We start from the raw sequence: 18,464 nt of genomic DNA on the forward strand, positions 1-18,464 counted from the left end.
GTCTAAATGTTAAGGTATTGTAAATTCTGTACTAAAAACCTTTACACTTCGTGAATTTAATCACATAATAACAAAGTCCTAGTCGACGATTAAGGTTTGAGGGGTTGAAATATTAGTGGAATTAAATATACAGGAAATGATTTTTCAGTTTCTGGGCGGTCTTGGTATCTTCCTGTTTGGTATTAAATATATGGGTGATGGCTTGCAAAAATCAGCAGGCGACCGTTTAAGGGATATTTTAGATCGTTTCACAACAAACCCGTTTATGGGTGTTTTAACGGGTATTATTGTTACATGTTTAATTCAAAGCAGCTCGGGAACGACTGTTTTGACAGTAGGTCTTGTCAGTGCAGGATTTCTGAACTTAAGACAAGCAATTGGAATTATTATGGGGGCTAATATCGGAACGACTATTACAGCTTTCATTATTGGTATTAAAGTTTCAGACTATGCATTGCCGATTATAGCAGTAGGCGCAGTCTTATTATTTTTCTTTAAGAGTCGTAAAGTACACAATTTCGGACAAATTGTATTCGGATTCGGGGCATTGTTTTTCGGTTTAGAGTTAATGGGAGACGGCATGAAGCCACTTCAATCGCTTCAAGAGTTTAGAGACTTCACATTGATGATGAGCGATAACTCCATTCTTGGGGTGTTTGTAGGAACAATTTTTACTGTAATTGTTCAAAGTTCAAGCGCAACAATCGGTATTTTGCAGGAGCTGCATGCTCAAGGTTTAATGGATATACAAGCAGCACTTCCTGTTTTATTCGGGGATAATATCGGTACGACCATTACAGCTGTATTGGCATCAATCGGAGCTTCTGTTGCAGCCAGAAGAGCAGCTGCGACACACGTCTTGTTTAACTTGATTGGGGCAACTATTTTCATTATAATTCTTCCGTTTTTTACGGATATAGTGGTTGCGCTTCAGGGTGCACTTGATTTGAATCCAAAGATGACAATCGCTTTTGCGCACGGCATTTTCAACGTTACGAATACAGTTATTCAATTCCCGTTCATTGCTGGACTGGCGTATATCGTAACAAAGCTAATTCCTGGCGACGATTCAATTATTGAATATAAAACTCAGCATCTAGATCCAATCTTTATTGAACAATCACCGGCAATCGCTGTTGGACAAGCTCAGGAAGAAGTAATTCGTATGGGTAAATTCGCAATTAAAGGATTGGAAGAAACACGAGACTTTTTAAATACTAAGCAGCCAAAACATGCGGAAACAGCTTACCAGCTTGAGGATGCAATTAATAATCTTGATCAAAAAATCACCGATTATTTAGTTAAGCTGTCATCTCGTTCATTATCTAAGAATGAGTCTTCAAGACATGCTATATTAGTCGATACAGTTCGAGATATTGAACGTATTGGCGACCACTTCGAAAATATTGTGGAATTGACTGAAGTTCAAGCTAATAGTAAAACATTCTTCTCTGATTCAGCGCTTGAGGATCTACAAAGTATGTTCTCAGTGACATTGGAAACAGTCAGAAAAGCGATTGACGCTCTTGATTTTAATGAGAAGGATTTAGCAGTCGAAGTGTTGAAGAAAGAACGCATTATCGATGATATGGAAAAATCGCTGCGCAAGAAACATATTGCCCGTATGAATGACGGCAAATGCAGCGTAAAATCTGGTGTCGTTTTCGTAGATATCGCAAGTAACCTTGAGAGAATAGGTGACCACGCTGTCAATATTGCGGAGACGGTTCTAGGAGACAGTAAATATAAATATAGATAATATAGATAGCGGGTTGCAGTAATTTTCTATACTGCAGCCTGTTTTTTTATGTATTTGGGATTGTCTCTGATATGATAAACGTAGATAAAAATATTGGGATAGCTGTCTAACCTCTTACCTGCCATACTTGGAGGCCTACATAATGTAGGTCAAATCGGCGAAGACATGCGGCCGCACGCGTTCTTAGCCGATATTCATTACTTTGAAAAGAGGATGTTTATGGAGATTTTATATTGGATAATAATTATTGTACTGTTCGCTATCGGTTTTGTTGGTCTCGTGTATCCGATAATTCCGAGTGTGCTTTTTATAATCGGCGGTATAGCTGCGTATGGTTTGTTTTATAGTTTTGAGTCGTTTAATTGGATGTTTTGGATTGTGCAGGCACTATTTATTATCTTACTATTCGGAGCTGACTATATTTCGAATTTGATTGGGGTTAAAAAATTCGGAGGCAGCAAAGCAGGTGTTTGGGGAAGTACAATAGGTCTGTTGCTCGGTCCATTCATTATTCCTGTTGTCGGCATCATTTTAGGGCCGTTCATCGGCGCAGTACTGGCTGAACTGTTAATAGAAAGAAAAGGTATAGTAGAGGCCTTCAAAATCGGTTTTGGTTCGGTGATAGGCTTTATTACCGGCGCATTTGCTAAGTTTATTATTCAAGCGTTTATGGTTATTTATTTTTTGTTCAAGGTCCTGTGAAAATGAAGTCATATTGATTGAAGCAACTAGCAATCTTTGTTAATCTAATGATAACAACTGTTGGCGTGTTCCGCCTTCAGCTGAAAAACTTTCTACATATAGGAGGATTATTATTATGTCATTCGAATTACCACAATTACCTTATGCTTATGATGCTTTAGAGCCTCATATTGACAAAGAAACAATGAACATCCACCATACAAAGCATCACAACACTTATGTAACAAACTTAAACAATGCACTAGCAGGAAATGATGAGTTGCTTGCTAAAAGCGTAGAAGAAATCATTGCTAACCTTGATGCAGTACCTGAAGCAATCCGTACAGCTGTACGTAACAACGGTGGCGGACATGCGAACCACTCTCTATTCTGGCAACTGCTTTCTCCAAATGGCGGCGGAGCACCAAAAGGCGAAGTTGCTAAAGCTATCGACGCTAAATTCGGAAGCTTTGACGCTTTCAAAGAAGAATTTGCAAAAGCTGCAACTACACGTTTCGGTTCTGGCTGGGCTTGGCTATCTGTAAACAATGGAGAGCTAGAAATTTCAAGCACTCCGAACCAAGACTCTCCAATCATGGAAGGCAAAACGCCAATCCTTGGATTAGACGTATGGGAACATGCTTACTACCTTCACTACCAAAACCGTCGTCCGGAATACATCGGTAGCTTCTGGAACATCGTAAACTGGGATGAAGTAGAAAAACGTTACCAAGCGGCAAAATAATTTTAATATGAATGAGGAACAAGAGCTGAAATATGCTCTTGTTTTTTTATGGAGAAAAATAATAGTGCGACATCCTGCTCTAGTACTTCAGTACTTAATACCTTCCCCAACCTCCCTACAATCAGTAACGCTGAAATGTGGAATCGGCCTGCTTATGCTGTCCGATGTAACTACACACGGCGCTAAACGGGGGTATTTTTGCTTTTGGTGTTATTTTCCGGAATAGCGATTCTTTGTTCATCGCAAGCTATTTTTATCTGAGATCGTTTTTGCTTGGCATATGTCTTACTTTGCTAAGCGTTTTTTAGCGGGGTAAAGGAGAGTCGTAAATGATTCTAAAAAAAATTTTGGGAGATGTGCCGTTAACACGGGATTTAATCCTTCTCATTGTTATTGGCGGTTTATACAGCTTAAGTGTGGCGTTATCGAACACTTTTGTAAATATCTATCTGTGGAAACAATCCGGCAGTTTTTATGATATTGGCTTTTATAATTTAGTCGTTGTTGTTTTTCAGCCTATTACATTTATTTTGGCCGGGAAAATGGCAAAAATGTTTGACCGGGTCATTGTGCTTCGTTTAGGCATAGTTTTTCTGACCTCTTTTTATTTAACGGTGTTATTTGTGAAAGGATCGGCTAGCGATCACCTATTTTTGTTGGGAGCAATATTAGGCATCGGATACGGTTTTTATTGGCTTGCTTTTAATGTGCTGACATTTGAAATAACAGAGCCGGAAAATCGTGATTTTTTTAATGGGTTTCTAGGGATTATGTCTTCAATTGGCGGTATGGTAGGTCCTTTTTTAGCCGGCTATATCATCACGCATATGTTCGGCAATAAAGGCTATACGGTTATTTTTTCAATTTCTATGGTCTTCTTCGCACTGGCCGTTGTTTTGAGTTTGTTCATAAAAAGGAGACCGGCACACGGAAAATTTCATTTCATCAGAATAATTAAGGAAAGAAAGCTAAATGATGCTTGGAGAAAAATTACATTAGCACATGTCTGCCAAGGATGGAGAGAAGGGACATTTTTCTTCATCGTTTCTGTATTTGTTTTTATCTCGACAGGAAGCGAGCTATCGATAGGCTCATATGGACTAATTAATTCCGGAATCGGCTTTATTGTCTATTTTATTGCTTCGAGATTTATTAAAAAGGAATATAGAAATCGGTTTATATTAATTGGTGGATGCGGTTTATTCATCAGTATTTTTTTGCTTATATTCCATGTGTCCTTTTTCAACCTGATGCTTTATGGGGCGAGTATTGCTGTATTTTATCCATTGTTGCTTATTCCGTATATTTCATTAACATATGATGTGATTGGAAGAGGGTGGAAAGCAGCTGAAATGAGGATTGAGTATGTAGTTGTCCGCGAATTATACTTAAATGCCGGTCGCGCCATGTCTATAGTCGTTTTTTTATTGTCCATTTCGCTTTTTAACATAGAAACGGTAATGCCTTACATAATTGTTGTGCTCGGTTCCGGGCATCTCCTTATTTACTTTTTTGTAAAAGATATTCAATTGGGTTTGTAAAAAATTGAAGTCGGAGTGTAATGCTAGAAAATACAGGGTGAATTGTATACAATGAACAAGATACGTGAAATGGACTAAAGGATGTGTGCACAGAGTTGAACAGTCAGAAGAAAAAGAAAAAAACGCACGTACCTGTTCGATTGAATATACTTTTCTTTGTTGTTTTTTTATTGTTCTCCATTTTAGTGCTGAGATTAGGTGTATTACAAATTATCTATGGAGAAAACTATAGTCGCGAATTAGAGAGGACAGAGGATGTGACGGTCAATAATCCGGTCCCGCGCGGCAAAATATTGGATCGTACGCTGAAGACGGTTGTGGACAATAATCCGGTTGATGCAATTACTTATACAAGGTATCAAGGGACAACAACGGAAGAAATGCTCGATACTGCAAAAAAATTAGCGACTTTTATCCAAATGGATACAAAAAAAATTACTGAACGAGATAAAAAAGATTTCTGGATTTTAATGAACCCGGATGAAGCGGAAGAGCTCATTACGGATACCGATAGAAAGAAAGTAGAAGCTGAGGAAATAGAAGAAGGAGATTTGTATAAGCTTCAGCTGGAACGGATTACAGAAAAACAGTTGGACAGTTTCTCGAATGAAGAGCTTCAAGTGTTGGCTGTATATCGCGAATTAGCCAGCGCGAAATCATTGACGCCTTATATTATCAAAAATGAAAATGTTACGCCGCAAGAAGTGGCGATTGTCAGTGAGAATTTGGAGTCGTTGCCAGGTGTTGAGGTGACAACGGATTGGAACCGTAAATATTTGTATGACAAAACGCTGCAATCTGTTATCGGCAAAGTTTCTTCTTCTGAAGAAGGGCTTCCTATGGAACGCTTAGATTACTATTTATCCCGCGATTACAATCGGGATGACCGAGTAGGTAAAAGTTATTTTGAATATCAGTATGAGGATTTATTGCAAGGTCAGAAGGCAAAGGTTAAGAATATAACGAACAAGTCCGGTGAAGTTATTGAATCTGTGCCAATTACTGATGGCAAACGAGGAAGTGACCTTGTCTTAACGATTGATATGGACTTACAATTGGCTGTTGAGAAAATTATCGAAGAAGAGTTACGGGAGAAAAAGGCATACGGTAATACGGCATTACTTGACCGTGCTTTTGTAGTTTTGATGGATCCAAATACAGGTGAGATCTTGACTATGGCAGGAAAACAATATGATAAAGATAAAGAGGGAAATGTTATCTTTAATGACTTTGCATTGGGAAATTTCACAACGTCATACAATATGGGGTCTGCAGTTAAAGGTGCGACTGTACTGGCCGGTCTCCAATCAGGTGCGATAACGCCAAGCACAGGATTTATGGATACGAAAATGTATATTAAAGGTACTCCTCCAAAAGGTTCATACCAAAACTTAGGTTACATGAATATCGAAAATGCTCTGAAACGTTCATCTAACGTGTACATGTTCAGAACAGCAATTGAAATGGGTGGAGGCGTATACCGACCGTACGAATCGTTAAGTGTTGATCCTGCTGCTTATGATACAATGCGTTATTATTTCAGCCAAATGGGTCTTGGTGTTCGAACTGGTATTGATCTTCCGAATGAAATGACTGGTTTTAAAGGGACGGAAAAAAATGCCGGTAAACTGATGGACTTATCTATTGGTCAATATGACACATACACACCGTTGCAACTTGCGCAATATGTATCAACAATCGCAAATGGCGGCAATAGATTGCAACCTCATTTATTGAAAGAAGTGAGAGAGCCTTCTGATGATCCTGAAGAATTAGGTGGAATTGTCAAGGAAGTATCACCAACCGTCATGAATAGGTTAGATATGGAACAAAGTTGGATTAAGCTCGTCCAAAGCGGTTTCCGAAAAGTAATGCAAGAACAAGGTGGTACAGCTTACAGCAAGTTTGCAAGCGCAAGTTATAGTCCTGCCGGTAAAACGGGAACAGCTCAAGCTTTCTATGACGGTCCGAAAAAGGATAACTTTGATAAAGTCATGGAGACATGGAATATCACGCTCGCGGCCTATGCTCCATCAGATAATCCAGAAGTAGCCATGTCTGTTGTTGTGCCATGGGCATATCAAACAAACAGCGGTCACTCAATGAACCTGGATATCGGTCGCAAAGTATTAGATAAATACTTTGAACTGAAAGAATCAAGGGCAAAGGGAATACCGGCAGTTGATGAAGAGCCAGCAGAGAAAGCTGAGCAAAATGAAGACGAAGAGAATATCGAAGACTAATTAAAAACCGGCTTTTATAGCCGGTTTTTTTGTTGAGAGCTATAACTTCTGAAAAAATAGGATATTGCTAGTAAAAATTAAAGAAATTATATAAAATAGTAAATATTAGAAAAATTAAACATTATTTTTGCGGGAGGGTATGGTTCGCCATGAAAAAAGAAACGGCAAAGAAGAAAAAATCGCATATACCTTTTCGGATGAATGCTTTATTTTTTATTGTCTTTTTATTGTTCTCGGGATTGATTTTCAGGCTGGGAGTTGTTCAAATTGTGGACGGAGAAGATTATCTCAGTAAAGTGGAACAGACAGAAGAAGTGACAGTAAATGGATCTGTCCCTCGAGGTAAGCTGTTGGATCGTCATTACAGAACTATTGTCGATAACACGTCTGTAGATGCGATTACATATACAAGATACCAAGGAACGACTAATGAGGAAATGCTTGAGCTTGCCCGTAAGTTATCGAAAATTATTGTAATGGATGATAAAAAGGTAACTGATCGGGATAAGCGTGATTTTTGGATTTTGCTGAATCCTGAAAGGGCGGAAGCGAAGATCACTGAAGAAGAGTTAAAACTTGTTCAGGAAGAAAAACTGACGCAAGGGCAGTTGTACAAGATGCAGGTCAATCGGGTCACTGAGAAGGAATTAGCGGAACTTGATGCCGAAGACCAAAAAGTTTTAGCTATATATCGTGAGATGGCCAGTGCTAAGGCATTGACACCCAAAATTATAAAAAATGAAAATGTCACTAGTGAAGAAGTAGCCATTATAAGCGAGAACTTAGAATCATTGCCCGGGATTGATGTTTTCACAGATTGGGAGCGTGTATTCCCGTATGATAAAACCTTAAGCTCCATTATCGGGAGAGTTACTGATACAGACAAAGGATTACCTGAGGATAAGCTCGACTATTACACGATCAGGGACTACCAACGTAATGACCGAGTAGGAGTCAGTAATCTTGAAATGCAGTATGAAGATATTTTATCCGGTGAAAAATCAAAGGAACGAAATATAACGGATAAAGCTGGAAATGTCATTGAATCAATGGTTGTTTCAGAAGGACAACGCGGAAAAGACTTGGTGATGACAATAGATATCGATTTACAGAAGAAAATGGAGCAAATACTCGAAGAAGAATTGAGAGCGAAAAAAGCGATGGGCGGTACGTATTTATTAGACCGAGCCTTCATTGTCATGATGGATCCGAATACAGGTGAAGTGCTCTCGATGGCAGGCAAGAGGTTTGTAAAGAATGAACAAGGTAAAATGGAGCTCCAGGACTTTGCACAAGGTACAATAACAACTTCTTATAATGTCGGTTCCTCTGTAAAAGGAGCTACCGTTTTAATGGGCTACCAAACAGGAGCGATTTCACCGGGCAGCTACATTTATGACCAAACGCTTCACATAAAAGGCACGCCGCCAAAAGGCTCGTATACAAACATGGGTTCAATTAACGATCTTACCGCACTCAAAAGGTCATCCAATGTGTATATGTTTATGACGGCAATCAGGATGGGGAAATCTACATACAGACCCAATCAGCCGCTTTCGCTTGACCAAGATTTATATGATGAAATGAGATACTATTACAACCAGTTTGGCTTAGGGGTACGAACAGGCATTGATTTGCCGAATGAAAGCAGAGGTATGCCAGGAGAAAATAGTCTGCAGGTCGGGAAAATTCTCGACTTATCAATTGGACAATATGACACATATACAACAATGCAAATGGCGCAATATGTATCGACGATTGCAAATGGCGGAAAACGGATTCAACCGCGTGTAGTGAAAGAAATCAGGGAACCTTCTGTTGATTCGGATGAATTAGGGCAAGTTGTAATGACTATAGAGCCGAAAGTTTTAAATACGTTAGATATGAAACCGGAATGGATCAAAAGAGTACAAGAAGGTTTTAGACAAGTGATGCAGTCTCCTGGAGGCACTGCAAGCGGTTTTGCGCGCGAACCATACAGCCCGGCCGGAAAAACGGGAACAGCTGAATCATTTTATGATGGTCCGGAAAAAGAGAAGTACGGAGTTGCTCCAACGATGAATCTTTCACTTGTCGCTTATGCTCCTCATAATAATCCGGAGATTGCCATGGCTATTATTGTTCCGTGGGCCTATCAAGGGAGAAGCGGCCATAGTATCAATCTTGATATTGGGAAAAAAGCATTCCAGGCCTACTTTGAATTAAAGGAAAATCGTCAAAGTCAACAAGTTGCTGGTGCGGAAGAAGAAACAGCAGCAACTGATACAGATTAATAGATTAAGAGGCAAACTCGAGCAGAGCTTGTCTCTTTTTTTGTTAAAAGAAAAGTGTCCTTTTTCATTGGAGTAGTGGCAAGGAGCGAAACCAAAAATGAACAAGGACCGGTGACGGTTTTTTCTTATTTTTACAATTATCATACAGTTCTTTACATTTCTTTAACAGTCCATTTATATGGCATTAATAGTCGTTCGTTAAGATGTATTTGTAAGGGAAATACAAATAAACGAATGAAGTAATCAGGAGGATGTAGGAATGAATGGTTTTAAGAAGTTGCTTTTATTGGTTTCAATGATTGGAATACTGGCAATTATGGCGGCATGCGGAAGCGAGGCCGAAAGTGGCAGCTCAGAGGATTCAAACGGATCAAATGAAGAAACATTAAATGGGTCAGTATTGATTGACGGATCTTCTACCGTGTTCCCTATCATGGAAGCAGTATCTGAAGAATATATGGCAGAACAACCTGAAGTTCAAGTATCTGTTGGATTTTCCGGAACTGGCGGCGGCTTCAAAAAGTTTATCGCCAGCGAAACAGATATGAGTAATGCATCTCGTACGATTAAAGATGAAGAAAAAGCGGAATTAGAAGCAAATGGTGTTGAGTTTACAGAGTTTGAATTAGCGAAAGATGGTATCTCTATTGTTGTCAATAAAGACAATGAATGGGTAGATTCGTTAACAATAGAAGAATTGCAAGCGATGTGGGTTGATAATGGAAAAACTAAGCTTTGGTCTGATATTCGTCCTGAATGGCCTGCAGAGGAAATTAAGTTTTATTCTCCGGGAACGGATTCGGGTACATTTGATTACTTTAATGAAGTAATTCTTGATGAACAAGCATTGGTAGCAAATGCGACATTATCAGAAGATGATAATGTATTAGTTCAAGGTGTAAGCGGCGATAAGAATGCAATCGGGTTCTTCGGGTATGCTTATTATTCTGAAAATAAAGATAAGTTAAAAGTGGTTGCCATCGATGGCGGAAATGGTGCAGTTGAGCCTACAAACAAGACAATTAATGATGGCTCGTATTCACCACTTTCACGTCCTGTATTCACATATGTAGCAAACGAAGCAGTAACAACTAAACCTCAAGTAGCTGATTTTATGAAATTCACTTTAGAAAATGTAGGCGACCTAGCTGAAGAAGTTGGATACGTAAGATTGACTGATGAAGAATATGCTAAATCACTTCAAGTATTCGAAGATCTGATTAAATAATTGGACAGGTAGAAGCCGCCGAAGTATTTATTTGCGGCAGCTTCTGCCTCTTGATGTTTTGGGAAGGGGTTTTTAAATTGGCTCTTGGTGAACAAAAGAAATCGATAGGTCAATTAATTGAAGAGAAAAAACAAAGAAATAACCGTTTTAATTTTGAAGAAATTGTACCTTATATCTTACTTTTCACAGCAATTGTTTCTGTATTAACGACGATTGGCATTGTTTTCACATTGATTCTTGAAACGTTCGAGTTTTTTTCGCGAGTATCAATTGTTGATTTTTTAACAGCGGATAAATGGTATCCTTTCGCTGCCGACAACCCCAGTTACGGCATTACCGCGTTAATATCAGGCACTTTAAAGGTTACAGTTATCGCAGCATTGGTAGCTGTGCCAATCGGAATTGCAGCGGCTATATATTTAAGTGAGTATGCAAGTGAAAGAACGAGAAAAGTAGTTAAACCAATCCTGGAAATTTTGGCTGGTGTGCCGACAATTGTATATGGTTTCTTCGCTTTAACATTTGTTACTCCTTTATTGAGAGAGAGGTTTCCGGCAATCGAGATGTTTAATGCGGTTAGTCCCGGCATTGTTGTAGGAATTATGATTATCCCGATGATCGCTTCGCTTTCCGAAGATGCTATGTCATCTGTGCCAAATTCGATACGTGAAGGCGCTTTTGCCCTCGGATCAACCAAACTGGAAACTACATTTAAAGTCATCTTGCCGGCTGCGATTTCCGGCATAATGGCATCGATTGTTTTGGCGCTGTCCAGAGCAATCGGTGAAACAATGATCGTATCTGTTGCCGGAGGGGCGACCCCGATTTTAAGCTGGGATATCACTTCATCAATACAGACAATGACGGCTTATATTGTTCAAGTAAGTACAGGAGATGCAGGCTATGGAACAACGATTTATTACAGCATTTATGCAGTAGGTACAACGCTGTTTATTTTCACGCTGCTGATGAACTTATTGGCTCAATATATCTCTCGAAAATTTAGGGAGGTTTACTGATGAATTTAATTGATAATGCAAAAGTAATGAAACGGATGTCAGGCCGATTAAAATTAAATGTTTTATTCAAGTTAGTGTTTGCGGCAGCAACACTATTTGGACTGTTGGTACTTGCGGTGCTTCTTTATCGTATATTCTCTCAAGGTATTTCGTATGTGGATTTATCATTCTTTGGAAACTTTGCCTCAAGAAAGCCGGAAGAAGCCGGAATAAAGGCAGCATTTATCGGAACAATCTGGCTTATGGCAGTAGTCGCACCTATTACGCTTACCCTTGGTGTCGGCACGGCAATTTATTTAGAAGAATATGCGAAGGACAATAAATTTACCGCTTTTATTAAAGTTAATATATCGAACTTGGCCGGAGTTCCGTCTATTGTATTTGGGTTGCTTGGTTTAACTATTTTTGTGCGTGCTTTAGCACTGGACCGTTCCGTACTTGCTGCGGGGTTAACAATGAGCTTGCTTGTATTACCGGTCATAATTGTTGCTGCTCAAGAAGCGATTCGTGCTGTGCCGCGGGAGCTAAGAGAAGCTTCATACGGGATGGGAGCAACAAAATGGCAGACGATTGTCAGAGTTGTACTGCCGACTGCTCTTCCCGGTATTGCTACAGGGGCAATTTTGGCGCTATCTCGAGTAATAGGAGAAACGGCTCCGCTAGTCGTCATTGGCATTCCGATGTTTGTAGCCTTTTTGCCTCAATCTGTTTTTGATACTTTTACCGTATTGCCGATGCAGATTTACAACTGGACATCACGTCCGCAAGAGGAGTTCCAGTATGTGGCCGCTGCCGGAATTATTGTGTTGTTGACTATGTTGGTTTTGATGAACAGTATCGCGATATTTATTCGAAATAAATTTCAAAAACGCTTTTAGGGGGAATGAAGGATGGCGATGACACTTTTAAGAAACCATACGGAAAATGTAGTTAAAAAGGATCGTTCTGCTATACAAAAAGTTTATGAAACAAAGCAATTAAATTTATGGTATGGCGATAAGCATGCTTTGAAGGAAGTAAGCCTTGATATTTATGAAAACGAAGTAACAGCAATAATCGGTCCTTCAGGATGCGGAAAATCAACTTATTTGAAAGCTTTGAACCGGATGATTGAAATGGTTCCATCTGTTAAGACAGCGGGTGAGATCAATTATCGCGGAAGGAACATACTAGACCGTTCCTATAAAGTTGAAGAGCTGAGGACAAAAGTCGGCATGGTATTTCAAAAGCCGAATCCTTTTCCGAAATCGGTTTACGAAAATGTTATATATGGACCAAAGATTCATGGAATCCGCGATAAAAAAATCTTAATGGAAATTGCCGAGAAAAGCTTGAAGCAGGCGGCTATATGGGATGAAGTAAAGGATCGTTTGCATGACAATGCATACGGGTTGTCAGGGGGACAGCAACAGCGACTTTGCATTGCGCGCTGTTTAGCGATTGAACCGGATGTTATTTTAATGGATGAACCTACTTCTGCACTTGACCCGATTTCTACTTCAAAGGTAGAGGACTTAGTTCAAGAGTTGAAGGAGAGATATAGCATAATTATTGTGACGCACAATATGCAGCAGGCAGCCCGTATTTCTGACAAAACGGCCTTCTTTTTAAATGGGGAAGTTATTGAGGTGGATGATACTAACTTGATCTTTTCAAGACCGTTTGACAAAAGAACAGAAGACTATATTTCAGGTCGTTTCGGTTAAATTTTGTTAATGAAAAAGGACCGGTGTCGGTTTTTCTTTTCAAAAAGCTGTCCTGAGAGTGGATTATGCTCTCCGGACAGCTTATTTCCGTAGTTTTTAAGATTATTTTGTAATCGTATCTGAAATTTCTTCAAAGGTCATCCCTTTATGTAATTGATAGGTCCCTATCTGGATTTTTTTCGCTAAGTCATGATCTTTTAAATAAATCTCAAATTGGTCAGCATCTTCAATAATATTGTTTTCAAAGAGAAGGCGGGAGATATCATCAGAGCCCATTCCGGTTGGGATTTGGAATTGGTAGGTCTCAGATTCGGAAGGTGTGATAGTTTGCGTTTCTTCCTTCTTTGGTGTCGTCTCTTGATTAATAGCTTCCTTGTTTGTGGATTCCTTCTCGACAAGCTCATATCCCATCTCAATGCTTGCTTGTTTTAAATCTTCAAGTTTTAAATCTTGCTGCGAATTTTTTTCTATAAAATAATAGAAGCCGCCGATTACGATTGCGGCAAAAAGCAAACCTGCTGCAAAACCTCTAATACTGTCTCTGCTCATATGTGAATTCCCCTTTTGTTAACTATTTTGCAATATTTGCATAATATCATCGTGAGACAAAGTAGAACGAGCTGAAATTTCATCTATTGAGAAACCTTGCTGATAAAGTGATTTAACTTGATTTTTCAATATTTCACTAATTCTTGTCGTATTTTCTTGAAAATCAGACGGAATAGAACTATGCTCGGGAGTCAATAATTCTTCTTCCAGTATACGAACTTGTCTTTTGAGCTGATATATATCCTGTATATGTTGTAACGACATTTCCTCAACGTTTCTTTCTAATTCGGATACGCGATCGATCTTGAAAAAAGACAAAATAAATAACAAAATAGCAAGCACAAGCAAACTGATTATTACGATCTCCATTATGTCCACCCCTTGTATGAATTGTACAAATATATCATACACATTTTTAAACAATTTTGGGGAAATATTTGGGTATATTGTTTTCTTTTGCGTGGAACATATAAGAAATTTTGTGGTAACTTGTCGTTTTCTATGATGGTTTTATGATTAACAAAAAAATTTAATGCCAAAACCATAGAAATAGCATGTTCTTGCAGGGTTACAGCAATTATCGACAAATTGTGTTCATTGTATAATATTATGTAAAATGCTACCATATTTATAAGGAATTTCTATTTTTGATAATTAAGGTATAGATTTTCTGAAGCGCTTACATTAGAGGGTGCTTAGGCTGATAAATAATAAAAAGTTATCTGCGGAAACTATAATTATGTCGCAGATTGATAATATGAAGAAAATTTACTGAAAGGGAGAGAAGGCTATGCATCGTATGCCTCAATTGACAGTGAACGGGCAAAAAAATCACCATGCTAAAATATCGGATTCGTTTTTATATGCAAATATAAATAACCCGATTCGTATTGGTGTGTTTTATGACGGTAAGATTGTTTGGAAGTATCCTGATATGACAGAGTTTCAGAAAGAAGAACAACCGATTCTATCGATTATGTCATTGAACTGTTCGGCGGAGTATGAAATGATTAAGTTTTGTCTATCCACAGACGAAAAGACGTGCCGAAATGTAAAGATTGTCGTTCAATACCAAAATTTAAATGATGCCCCATCGACGGCCTACTATAGTCCAAGTGAGTCGGCTATTGTTTCTTTCTCAGATGAAGGAGAGATGGTTTCTCTAATTGGCGGATCATTGGGCGGAAAACCTATGAAGCAATATTGTATTCATCCAAGAGAAAAATATAATCACAAACAATTGCAAAACATTTTAAAACGTGGGCAGCTGCCGATGTCCTGGATTGCTAAAGGAAATATATGCAGCACATTTATTTTTGAAACTGAGCTTTCTTCGCATTCGGAAGCGGAAGGAGTAGTTTGGATTTTTTATGCGAATTCCGAGGAGAAAGTGAAATACAGGAAAAGAGAATTAACTTCAAGCATTGTATAATAATGATTCTTTACTATAGGAAGATAAAAGTTATCAACTTGATAAAAAACATACTAGCATTTCAAAAAGAAAAATGCTATTATAGAAAAGTCTTATGTAAAGATGACTCATGTTTGGAGGGAATTATACAATGCGTGTAAATATTACGTTAGCTTGCACTGAGTGTGGAGACCGTAACTATATTTCTAAGAAAAATAAACGAAATAACCCAGACCGTCTTGAGCTTAAAAAATATTGCTCAAGAGAAAAACGTGCAACATTGCACCGTGAAACAAAGTAAGCAACAGGAATTACTCCTGTTGTTTTTTTTTACATACATTTTTGGCTTAGGGGTATGAATATGAATAAAAAGAAGATTAGAAATGAAACGCGTGAAAAAATAATCAGTATACCGGAAGAACAATTTCGACAACAATGCCAGTTTATTCATAAACGATTATTTCAATCTGTTGAATGGCTGAATTCGGATTGTATTGCAATCACAATCTCAACGAAATATGAAATAGACACCGTTCCTATCATTGAACAGGCTTGGGCCGAAGGAAAAAAAGTTGCTGTACCGAAATGTAATCCAAAAGATAGGAAGATGACATTTCGTTATTTAGAGCATTTTAACCAATTAGAGAAAGTTTACAATGATTTGCAGGAACCGGTTGAAGCTTTTACTCGCACGGCAGTAATGGAAGAATTGGATTTAATGATTGTTCCCGGTATCGCCTTTGCTCCGAATGGGTATCGTATCGGGTTTGGCGGCGGTTATTATGATCGTTTTCTGGAAAATTATAGAGGATCGACTGTTTCTTTACTCTTGCCGGAACAGCTTTATGAAAATATACCTTATGAGCCGTTTGATCAGCCAGTTCAAAAATTAATATTGCCGAATGGGGAAATGAGCATTGATGATTGATATCATTATCTATCTGATTGGGATTGCGATGGTTTGTGCCGGCGGTTATCATATTAAATCCCTTACTTTTTCCGGTAGTATCGCTGCATTTATTGTCGGGTGTTGTGTCGCATTAGGGTTGGGGTGGAGAGGCCTCATTATTCTGGGTGCTTTTTTTGTTTCATCGAGTCTTTGGTCCAAGTATAAAAAACAGAAAAAAGAAAAACTGAATGACATACTTGAAAAAGGCGAAAGAAGAGATTGGCTGCAAGTCATGGCAAATGGAGCAGCTGCCTCTTTAGCGGCTGTGTTATTATATTTTACATCCGATGATATATGGCAAATAGCATTTATTATTTGTATTGCTGCAGCAAATGCCGATACGTGGGCTTCGGAAATCGGTGTGCTCAGCAAGCGACGACCGTTTTATATTCTTTCCTTAAAGCAAGTTGAAAGCGGTACGTCGGGTGCTGTCTCTCTGCTTGGTCTTCTTGCTTCTCTAGGAGGCTCATTATTAATTGTTATGATTTCGGTTATTTTATTGCCGGAGTATTCTTTAGATGTCATAGCATTTATGGTCGGGTGCGGATTGCTTGGAAGCTTGATTGACACTGTGTTAGGAGCGACAATTCAAGTGAAGCTTCAATGCCAGAAATGCGGAATTATAACGGAGAAAGCTTTGCATTGCGATCAGACTACAACAATCATTAAGGGTGTACGTTTTATTAATAATGACGCCGTAAATTTTCTGTCTGTTATATTTGCTGCGATGTTAGGTATATTACAATATTTAATTTTTTGATAATAAACTATCTTAAGAAAATGTGCAAAAAATATTTTTGTAACAAATTGTTAATATATGAAGCGCTTACACGGTTACAAAAGTTACAGAAGTTATATTAGAATAACAATGTAATATTTATTGGCTAGAAGTGAAAGGAAGTTTTCTTATGAAACAGAAAGTTAACCGTGTCGTTTTAGTAGGAACAGGATTTGTTGGAAGCAGTTACGCTTTTGCATTATTGAACCAAGGTATCACTGAAGAGCTTGTATTAATTGATATTAATAAAGACAAAGCTGAAGGCGATGCAATGGATTTAAGACATGGATTGCCATTTGCTCCGCACAGAACTAAAATTTGGAATGGCGATTACTCTGACTGCAAACATGCAGACATTGTTGTATTGACTGCAGGTGCTAACCAAAAACCAGGGGAAACTCGTCTTGATTTAGTTGAAAAAAATGCAAATATCTTTAAAGGTTTAGTTTCAGAAATTATGGCATCTGGCTTTGATGGCATTTTCTTAGTTGCTGCCAACCCTGTAGATATACTTACATATGCGACATGGAAGTATTCAGGTTTACCGAAAGAACGTGTAATTGGTTCCGGTACAATTTTGGATACAGCCCGTTTCCGTTATGAACTAGCAAATTATTTCGATGTTGATACTCGAAATGTTCATGCTTATATTATTGGTGAACATGGAGATACTGAATTGCCAGTATACAGCCATGCAAATATTGGGGCAAAACCACTTACTCAAGCTTTAGCAGAAAAAGCTGATTATAAAATTGAAGATCTTGATCGTATTTTCGAGAATGTTCGTGATGCGGCATACCATATCATTGACCGAAAAGGTGCTACTTTCTACGGTATCGCAATGGGACTTGTTCGTATTACAAAAGCGATTCTGCAAGATGAAAATAGCATCTTGACTGTATCAACTTTATTAGAAGGAGAATATGGTCAAAACGATGTCTACATCGGTGTTCCTTGTGTAGTTAACCGTTCAGGTGTTCGTCAAGTAGTGGAATTAGAATTGAGTGAAGAAGAAAAAGCGAAGCTTCAGCACTCTGTCAACGTTTTGAAAGAAACAATGGCTCCTGTGTTAGAAGATGAGAAAGAACTTCAGACTGTCTAAAGTACGCTCTGAAAGTTATAAAAATCCCTCCTATGTTCACAATAAAGTGTAGGAGGGATTTTTTTATGCTTAGATTTATCGCGAAAGTATTGCTGGTTATGTTGGCTGTTCGTGTAGGTTATATGCATCGATATCGATTGATGAACATTTTCCTTCAGGTACCCCTGATCCGCCGGATGGCAGTGAATTTCTCAGGAGGTTCAGGCAATATACCTGTCGGGTTAATAACGCGTGTATACTTGTAATTTCTTAAACCGGCTATTCAGTCGGTTTTTTGATTTGCAACACTTTATGAAGGGCGTGGCCTAAAGAAAACTGAAAATTTTCGAGTATCCACTTTACCGAAAAGGACCGGTGACAGTTTTTCTTAAAAGATAAGAAAGCATTCCTGTATTGAAGCAAAATGAAGTTTGAACAAAAAAAGCCTCCTTGGTATGATACGAGGTGTCCAGTGCACGGGACCCTTAAATAACCAAAGGA

At 38.5% G+C, this 18,464-nt stretch carries 18 protein-coding genes; 16 read left to right on the forward strand and 2 right to left on the reverse strand.

Annotation, left to right across the window (positions count from 1 at the left end; all coding sequences use genetic code 11):
* Nucleotides 1-115: 115 nt before the first annotated feature.
* The 10 genes from IEO70_RS04605 (at nucleotide 116) to pstB (ending at nucleotide 13,195) form a co-directional block, all read left to right on the forward strand.
* Nucleotides 116-1,759 carry a Na/Pi cotransporter family protein gene (locus tag IEO70_RS04605; RefSeq protein WP_190997183.1) on the forward strand — a complete coding sequence of 548 codons (1,644 nt, stop codon included), beginning with the start codon at nucleotides 116-118 and terminating at the stop codon, nucleotides 1,757-1,759.
* 219 nt (nucleotides 1,760-1,978) lie between these two features.
* A complete protein-coding gene (locus IEO70_RS04610; RefSeq protein WP_190997184.1) occupies nucleotides 1,979-2,461 on the forward strand; it encodes a DUF456 domain-containing protein in 483 nt (160 codons plus the stop codon).
* Between the two features lie 115 nt (nucleotides 2,462-2,576).
* The gene (locus IEO70_RS04615) at nucleotides 2,577-3,185 is read left to right on the forward strand and encodes a superoxide dismutase (RefSeq protein ID WP_190997185.1); all 609 of its coding nucleotides are present in this window, start codon (nucleotides 2,577-2,579) and stop codon (nucleotides 3,183-3,185) included.
* A 329-nt stretch (nucleotides 3,186-3,514) separates the two neighbouring features.
* Complete coding sequence (locus IEO70_RS04620; protein ID WP_190997186.1) at nucleotides 3,515-4,726, forward strand: MFS transporter; 1,212 nt, start codon at nucleotides 3,515-3,517, stop codon at nucleotides 4,724-4,726.
* 95 nt (nucleotides 4,727-4,821) lie between these two features.
* Nucleotides 4,822-6,969 carry a peptidoglycan D,D-transpeptidase FtsI family protein gene (locus tag IEO70_RS04625; protein WP_190997187.1) on the forward strand — a complete coding sequence of 716 codons (2,148 nt, stop codon included), beginning with the start codon at nucleotides 4,822-4,824 and terminating at the stop codon, nucleotides 6,967-6,969.
* A 149-nt stretch (nucleotides 6,970-7,118) separates the two neighbouring features.
* Nucleotides 7,119-9,242, forward strand: a complete 2,124-nt coding sequence (locus IEO70_RS04630; RefSeq protein WP_190997188.1) for a peptidoglycan D,D-transpeptidase FtsI family protein — start codon at nucleotides 7,119-7,121, stop codon at nucleotides 9,240-9,242.
* 259 nt (nucleotides 9,243-9,501) lie between these two features.
* On the forward strand, nucleotides 9,502-10,470 hold the full coding sequence (locus IEO70_RS04635) for a PstS family phosphate ABC transporter substrate-binding protein (RefSeq protein WP_190997189.1): 969 nt from the start codon (nucleotides 9,502-9,504) through the stop codon (nucleotides 10,468-10,470).
* Between the two features lie 53 nt (nucleotides 10,471-10,523).
* Entirely contained in the window at nucleotides 10,524-11,489 is a 966-nt protein-coding gene (gene pstC, locus IEO70_RS04640) for a phosphate ABC transporter permease subunit PstC (protein ID WP_190997201.1), read from the forward strand.
* Complete coding sequence (gene pstA, locus IEO70_RS04645; RefSeq protein WP_190997190.1) at nucleotides 11,489-12,367, forward strand: phosphate ABC transporter permease PstA; 879 nt, start codon at nucleotides 11,489-11,491, stop codon at nucleotides 12,365-12,367. Before pstC ends, pstA begins: the two co-directional genes overlap by 1 nt.
* Before the next feature lie 18 nt (nucleotides 12,368-12,385).
* Nucleotides 12,386-13,195 carry a phosphate ABC transporter ATP-binding protein PstB gene (gene pstB, locus IEO70_RS04650; protein ID WP_407948538.1) on the forward strand — a complete coding sequence of 270 codons (810 nt, stop codon included), beginning with the start codon at nucleotides 12,386-12,388 and terminating at the stop codon, nucleotides 13,193-13,195.
* A gap of 102 nt (nucleotides 13,196-13,297) precedes the next feature.
* Here the strand turns inward: pstB and IEO70_RS04655 are convergent, their stop codons facing one another.
* Together IEO70_RS04655 and IEO70_RS04660 are read right to left on the reverse strand one after the other, a co-directional pair.
* On the reverse strand, nucleotides 13,298-13,744 hold the full coding sequence (locus tag IEO70_RS04655) for an endolytic transglycosylase MltG (RefSeq protein ID WP_235973492.1): 447 nt from the start codon (nucleotides 13,742-13,744) through the stop codon (nucleotides 13,298-13,300).
* Between the two features lie 18 nt (nucleotides 13,745-13,762).
* Entirely contained in the window at nucleotides 13,763-14,113 is a 351-nt protein-coding gene (locus IEO70_RS04660; RefSeq protein WP_190997192.1) for a hypothetical protein, read from the reverse strand.
* A gap of 421 nt (nucleotides 14,114-14,534) precedes the next feature.
* Between IEO70_RS04660 and IEO70_RS04665 the strand changes: the two genes are divergently transcribed.
* The 6 genes from IEO70_RS04665 to IEO70_RS04690 all read left to right on the forward strand — a co-directional run bounded on the left by IEO70_RS04665 (nucleotide 14,535) and on the right by IEO70_RS04690 (nucleotide 18,229).
* Nucleotides 14,535-15,176, forward strand: a complete 642-nt coding sequence (locus IEO70_RS04665; protein WP_190997193.1) for a hypothetical protein — start codon at nucleotides 14,535-14,537, stop codon at nucleotides 15,174-15,176.
* A gap of 130 nt (nucleotides 15,177-15,306) precedes the next feature.
* Entirely contained in the window at nucleotides 15,307-15,456 is a 150-nt protein-coding gene (gene rpmG, locus IEO70_RS04670; protein ID WP_019242566.1) for a 50S ribosomal protein L33, read from the forward strand.
* 60 nt (nucleotides 15,457-15,516) lie between these two features.
* On the forward strand, nucleotides 15,517-16,083 hold the full coding sequence (locus IEO70_RS04675) for a 5-formyltetrahydrofolate cyclo-ligase (RefSeq protein WP_190997194.1): 567 nt from the start codon (nucleotides 15,517-15,519) through the stop codon (nucleotides 16,081-16,083).
* The gene (locus IEO70_RS04680; RefSeq protein WP_190997203.1) at nucleotides 16,076-16,864 is read left to right on the forward strand and encodes a DUF92 domain-containing protein; all 789 of its coding nucleotides are present in this window, start codon (nucleotides 16,076-16,078) and stop codon (nucleotides 16,862-16,864) included. The genes IEO70_RS04675 and IEO70_RS04680 overlap by 8 nt, the downstream gene beginning before the upstream one ends.
* A gap of 148 nt (nucleotides 16,865-17,012) precedes the next feature.
* A complete protein-coding gene (locus tag IEO70_RS04685; RefSeq protein ID WP_190997195.1) occupies nucleotides 17,013-17,984 on the forward strand; it encodes an L-lactate dehydrogenase in 972 nt (323 codons plus the stop codon).
* 65 nt (nucleotides 17,985-18,049) lie between these two features.
* Nucleotides 18,050-18,229 (forward strand): hypothetical protein, encoded by a 180-nt coding sequence (locus tag IEO70_RS04690; protein ID WP_190997196.1) that lies wholly within the window; start codon nucleotides 18,050-18,052, stop codon nucleotides 18,227-18,229.
* Nucleotides 18,230-18,464 lie beyond the last annotated feature (235 nt).

It is taken from the genome of Peribacillus faecalis (assembly GCF_014712675.1).
Lineage (GTDB): Bacteria > Bacillota > Bacilli > Bacillales > DSM-1321 > Bacillus_AD > Bacillus_AD faecalis.

Excerpts from the sequence above, each read along its gene's own strand:
- IEO70_RS04610 (WP_190997184.1), top strand. The coding sequence starts at position 1,979 with ATGGAGATTTTATATTGGATAATAATTATTGTACTGTTCGCTATCGGT.
- IEO70_RS04615 (WP_190997185.1), top strand. The coding sequence starts at position 2,577 with ATGTCATTCGAATTACCACAATTACCTTATGCTTATGATGCTTTAGAG.
- IEO70_RS04620 (WP_190997186.1), top strand. The coding sequence starts at position 3,515 with ATGATTCTAAAAAAAATTTTGGGAGATGTGCCGTTAACACGGGATTTA.
- IEO70_RS04630 (WP_190997188.1), top strand. The coding sequence starts at position 7,119 with ATGAAAAAAGAAACGGCAAAGAAGAAAAAATCGCATATACCTTTTCGG.
- IEO70_RS04635 (WP_190997189.1), top strand. The coding sequence starts at position 9,502 with ATGAATGGTTTTAAGAAGTTGCTTTTATTGGTTTCAATGATTGGAATA.
- pstC (WP_190997201.1), top strand. The coding sequence starts at position 10,524 with ATGTTTTGGGAAGGGGTTTTTAAATTGGCTCTTGGTGAACAAAAGAAA.
- pstA (WP_190997190.1), top strand. The coding sequence starts at position 11,489 with ATGAATTTAATTGATAATGCAAAAGTAATGAAACGGATGTCAGGCCGA.
- pstB (WP_407948538.1), top strand. The coding sequence starts at position 12,386 with ATGACACTTTTAAGAAACCATACGGAAAATGTAGTTAAAAAGGATCGT.
- IEO70_RS04655 (WP_235973492.1), bottom strand. The coding sequence starts at position 13,744 with ATGAGCAGAGACAGTATTAGAGGTTTTGCAGCAGGTTTGCTTTTTGCC.
- IEO70_RS04660 (WP_190997192.1), bottom strand. The coding sequence starts at position 14,113 with ATGGAGATCGTAATAATCAGTTTGCTTGTGCTTGCTATTTTGTTATTT.
- IEO70_RS04665 (WP_190997193.1), top strand. The coding sequence starts at position 14,535 with ATGCATCGTATGCCTCAATTGACAGTGAACGGGCAAAAAAATCACCAT.
- rpmG (WP_019242566.1), top strand. The coding sequence starts at position 15,307 with ATGCGTGTAAATATTACGTTAGCTTGCACTGAGTGTGGAGACCGTAAC.
- IEO70_RS04675 (WP_190997194.1), top strand. The coding sequence starts at position 15,517 with ATGAATAAAAAGAAGATTAGAAATGAAACGCGTGAAAAAATAATCAGT.
- IEO70_RS04680 (WP_190997203.1), top strand. The coding sequence starts at position 16,076 with ATGATTGATATCATTATCTATCTGATTGGGATTGCGATGGTTTGTGCC.
- IEO70_RS04685 (WP_190997195.1), top strand. The coding sequence starts at position 17,013 with ATGAAACAGAAAGTTAACCGTGTCGTTTTAGTAGGAACAGGATTTGTT.
- IEO70_RS04690 (WP_190997196.1), top strand. The coding sequence starts at position 18,050 with ATGCTTAGATTTATCGCGAAAGTATTGCTGGTTATGTTGGCTGTTCGT.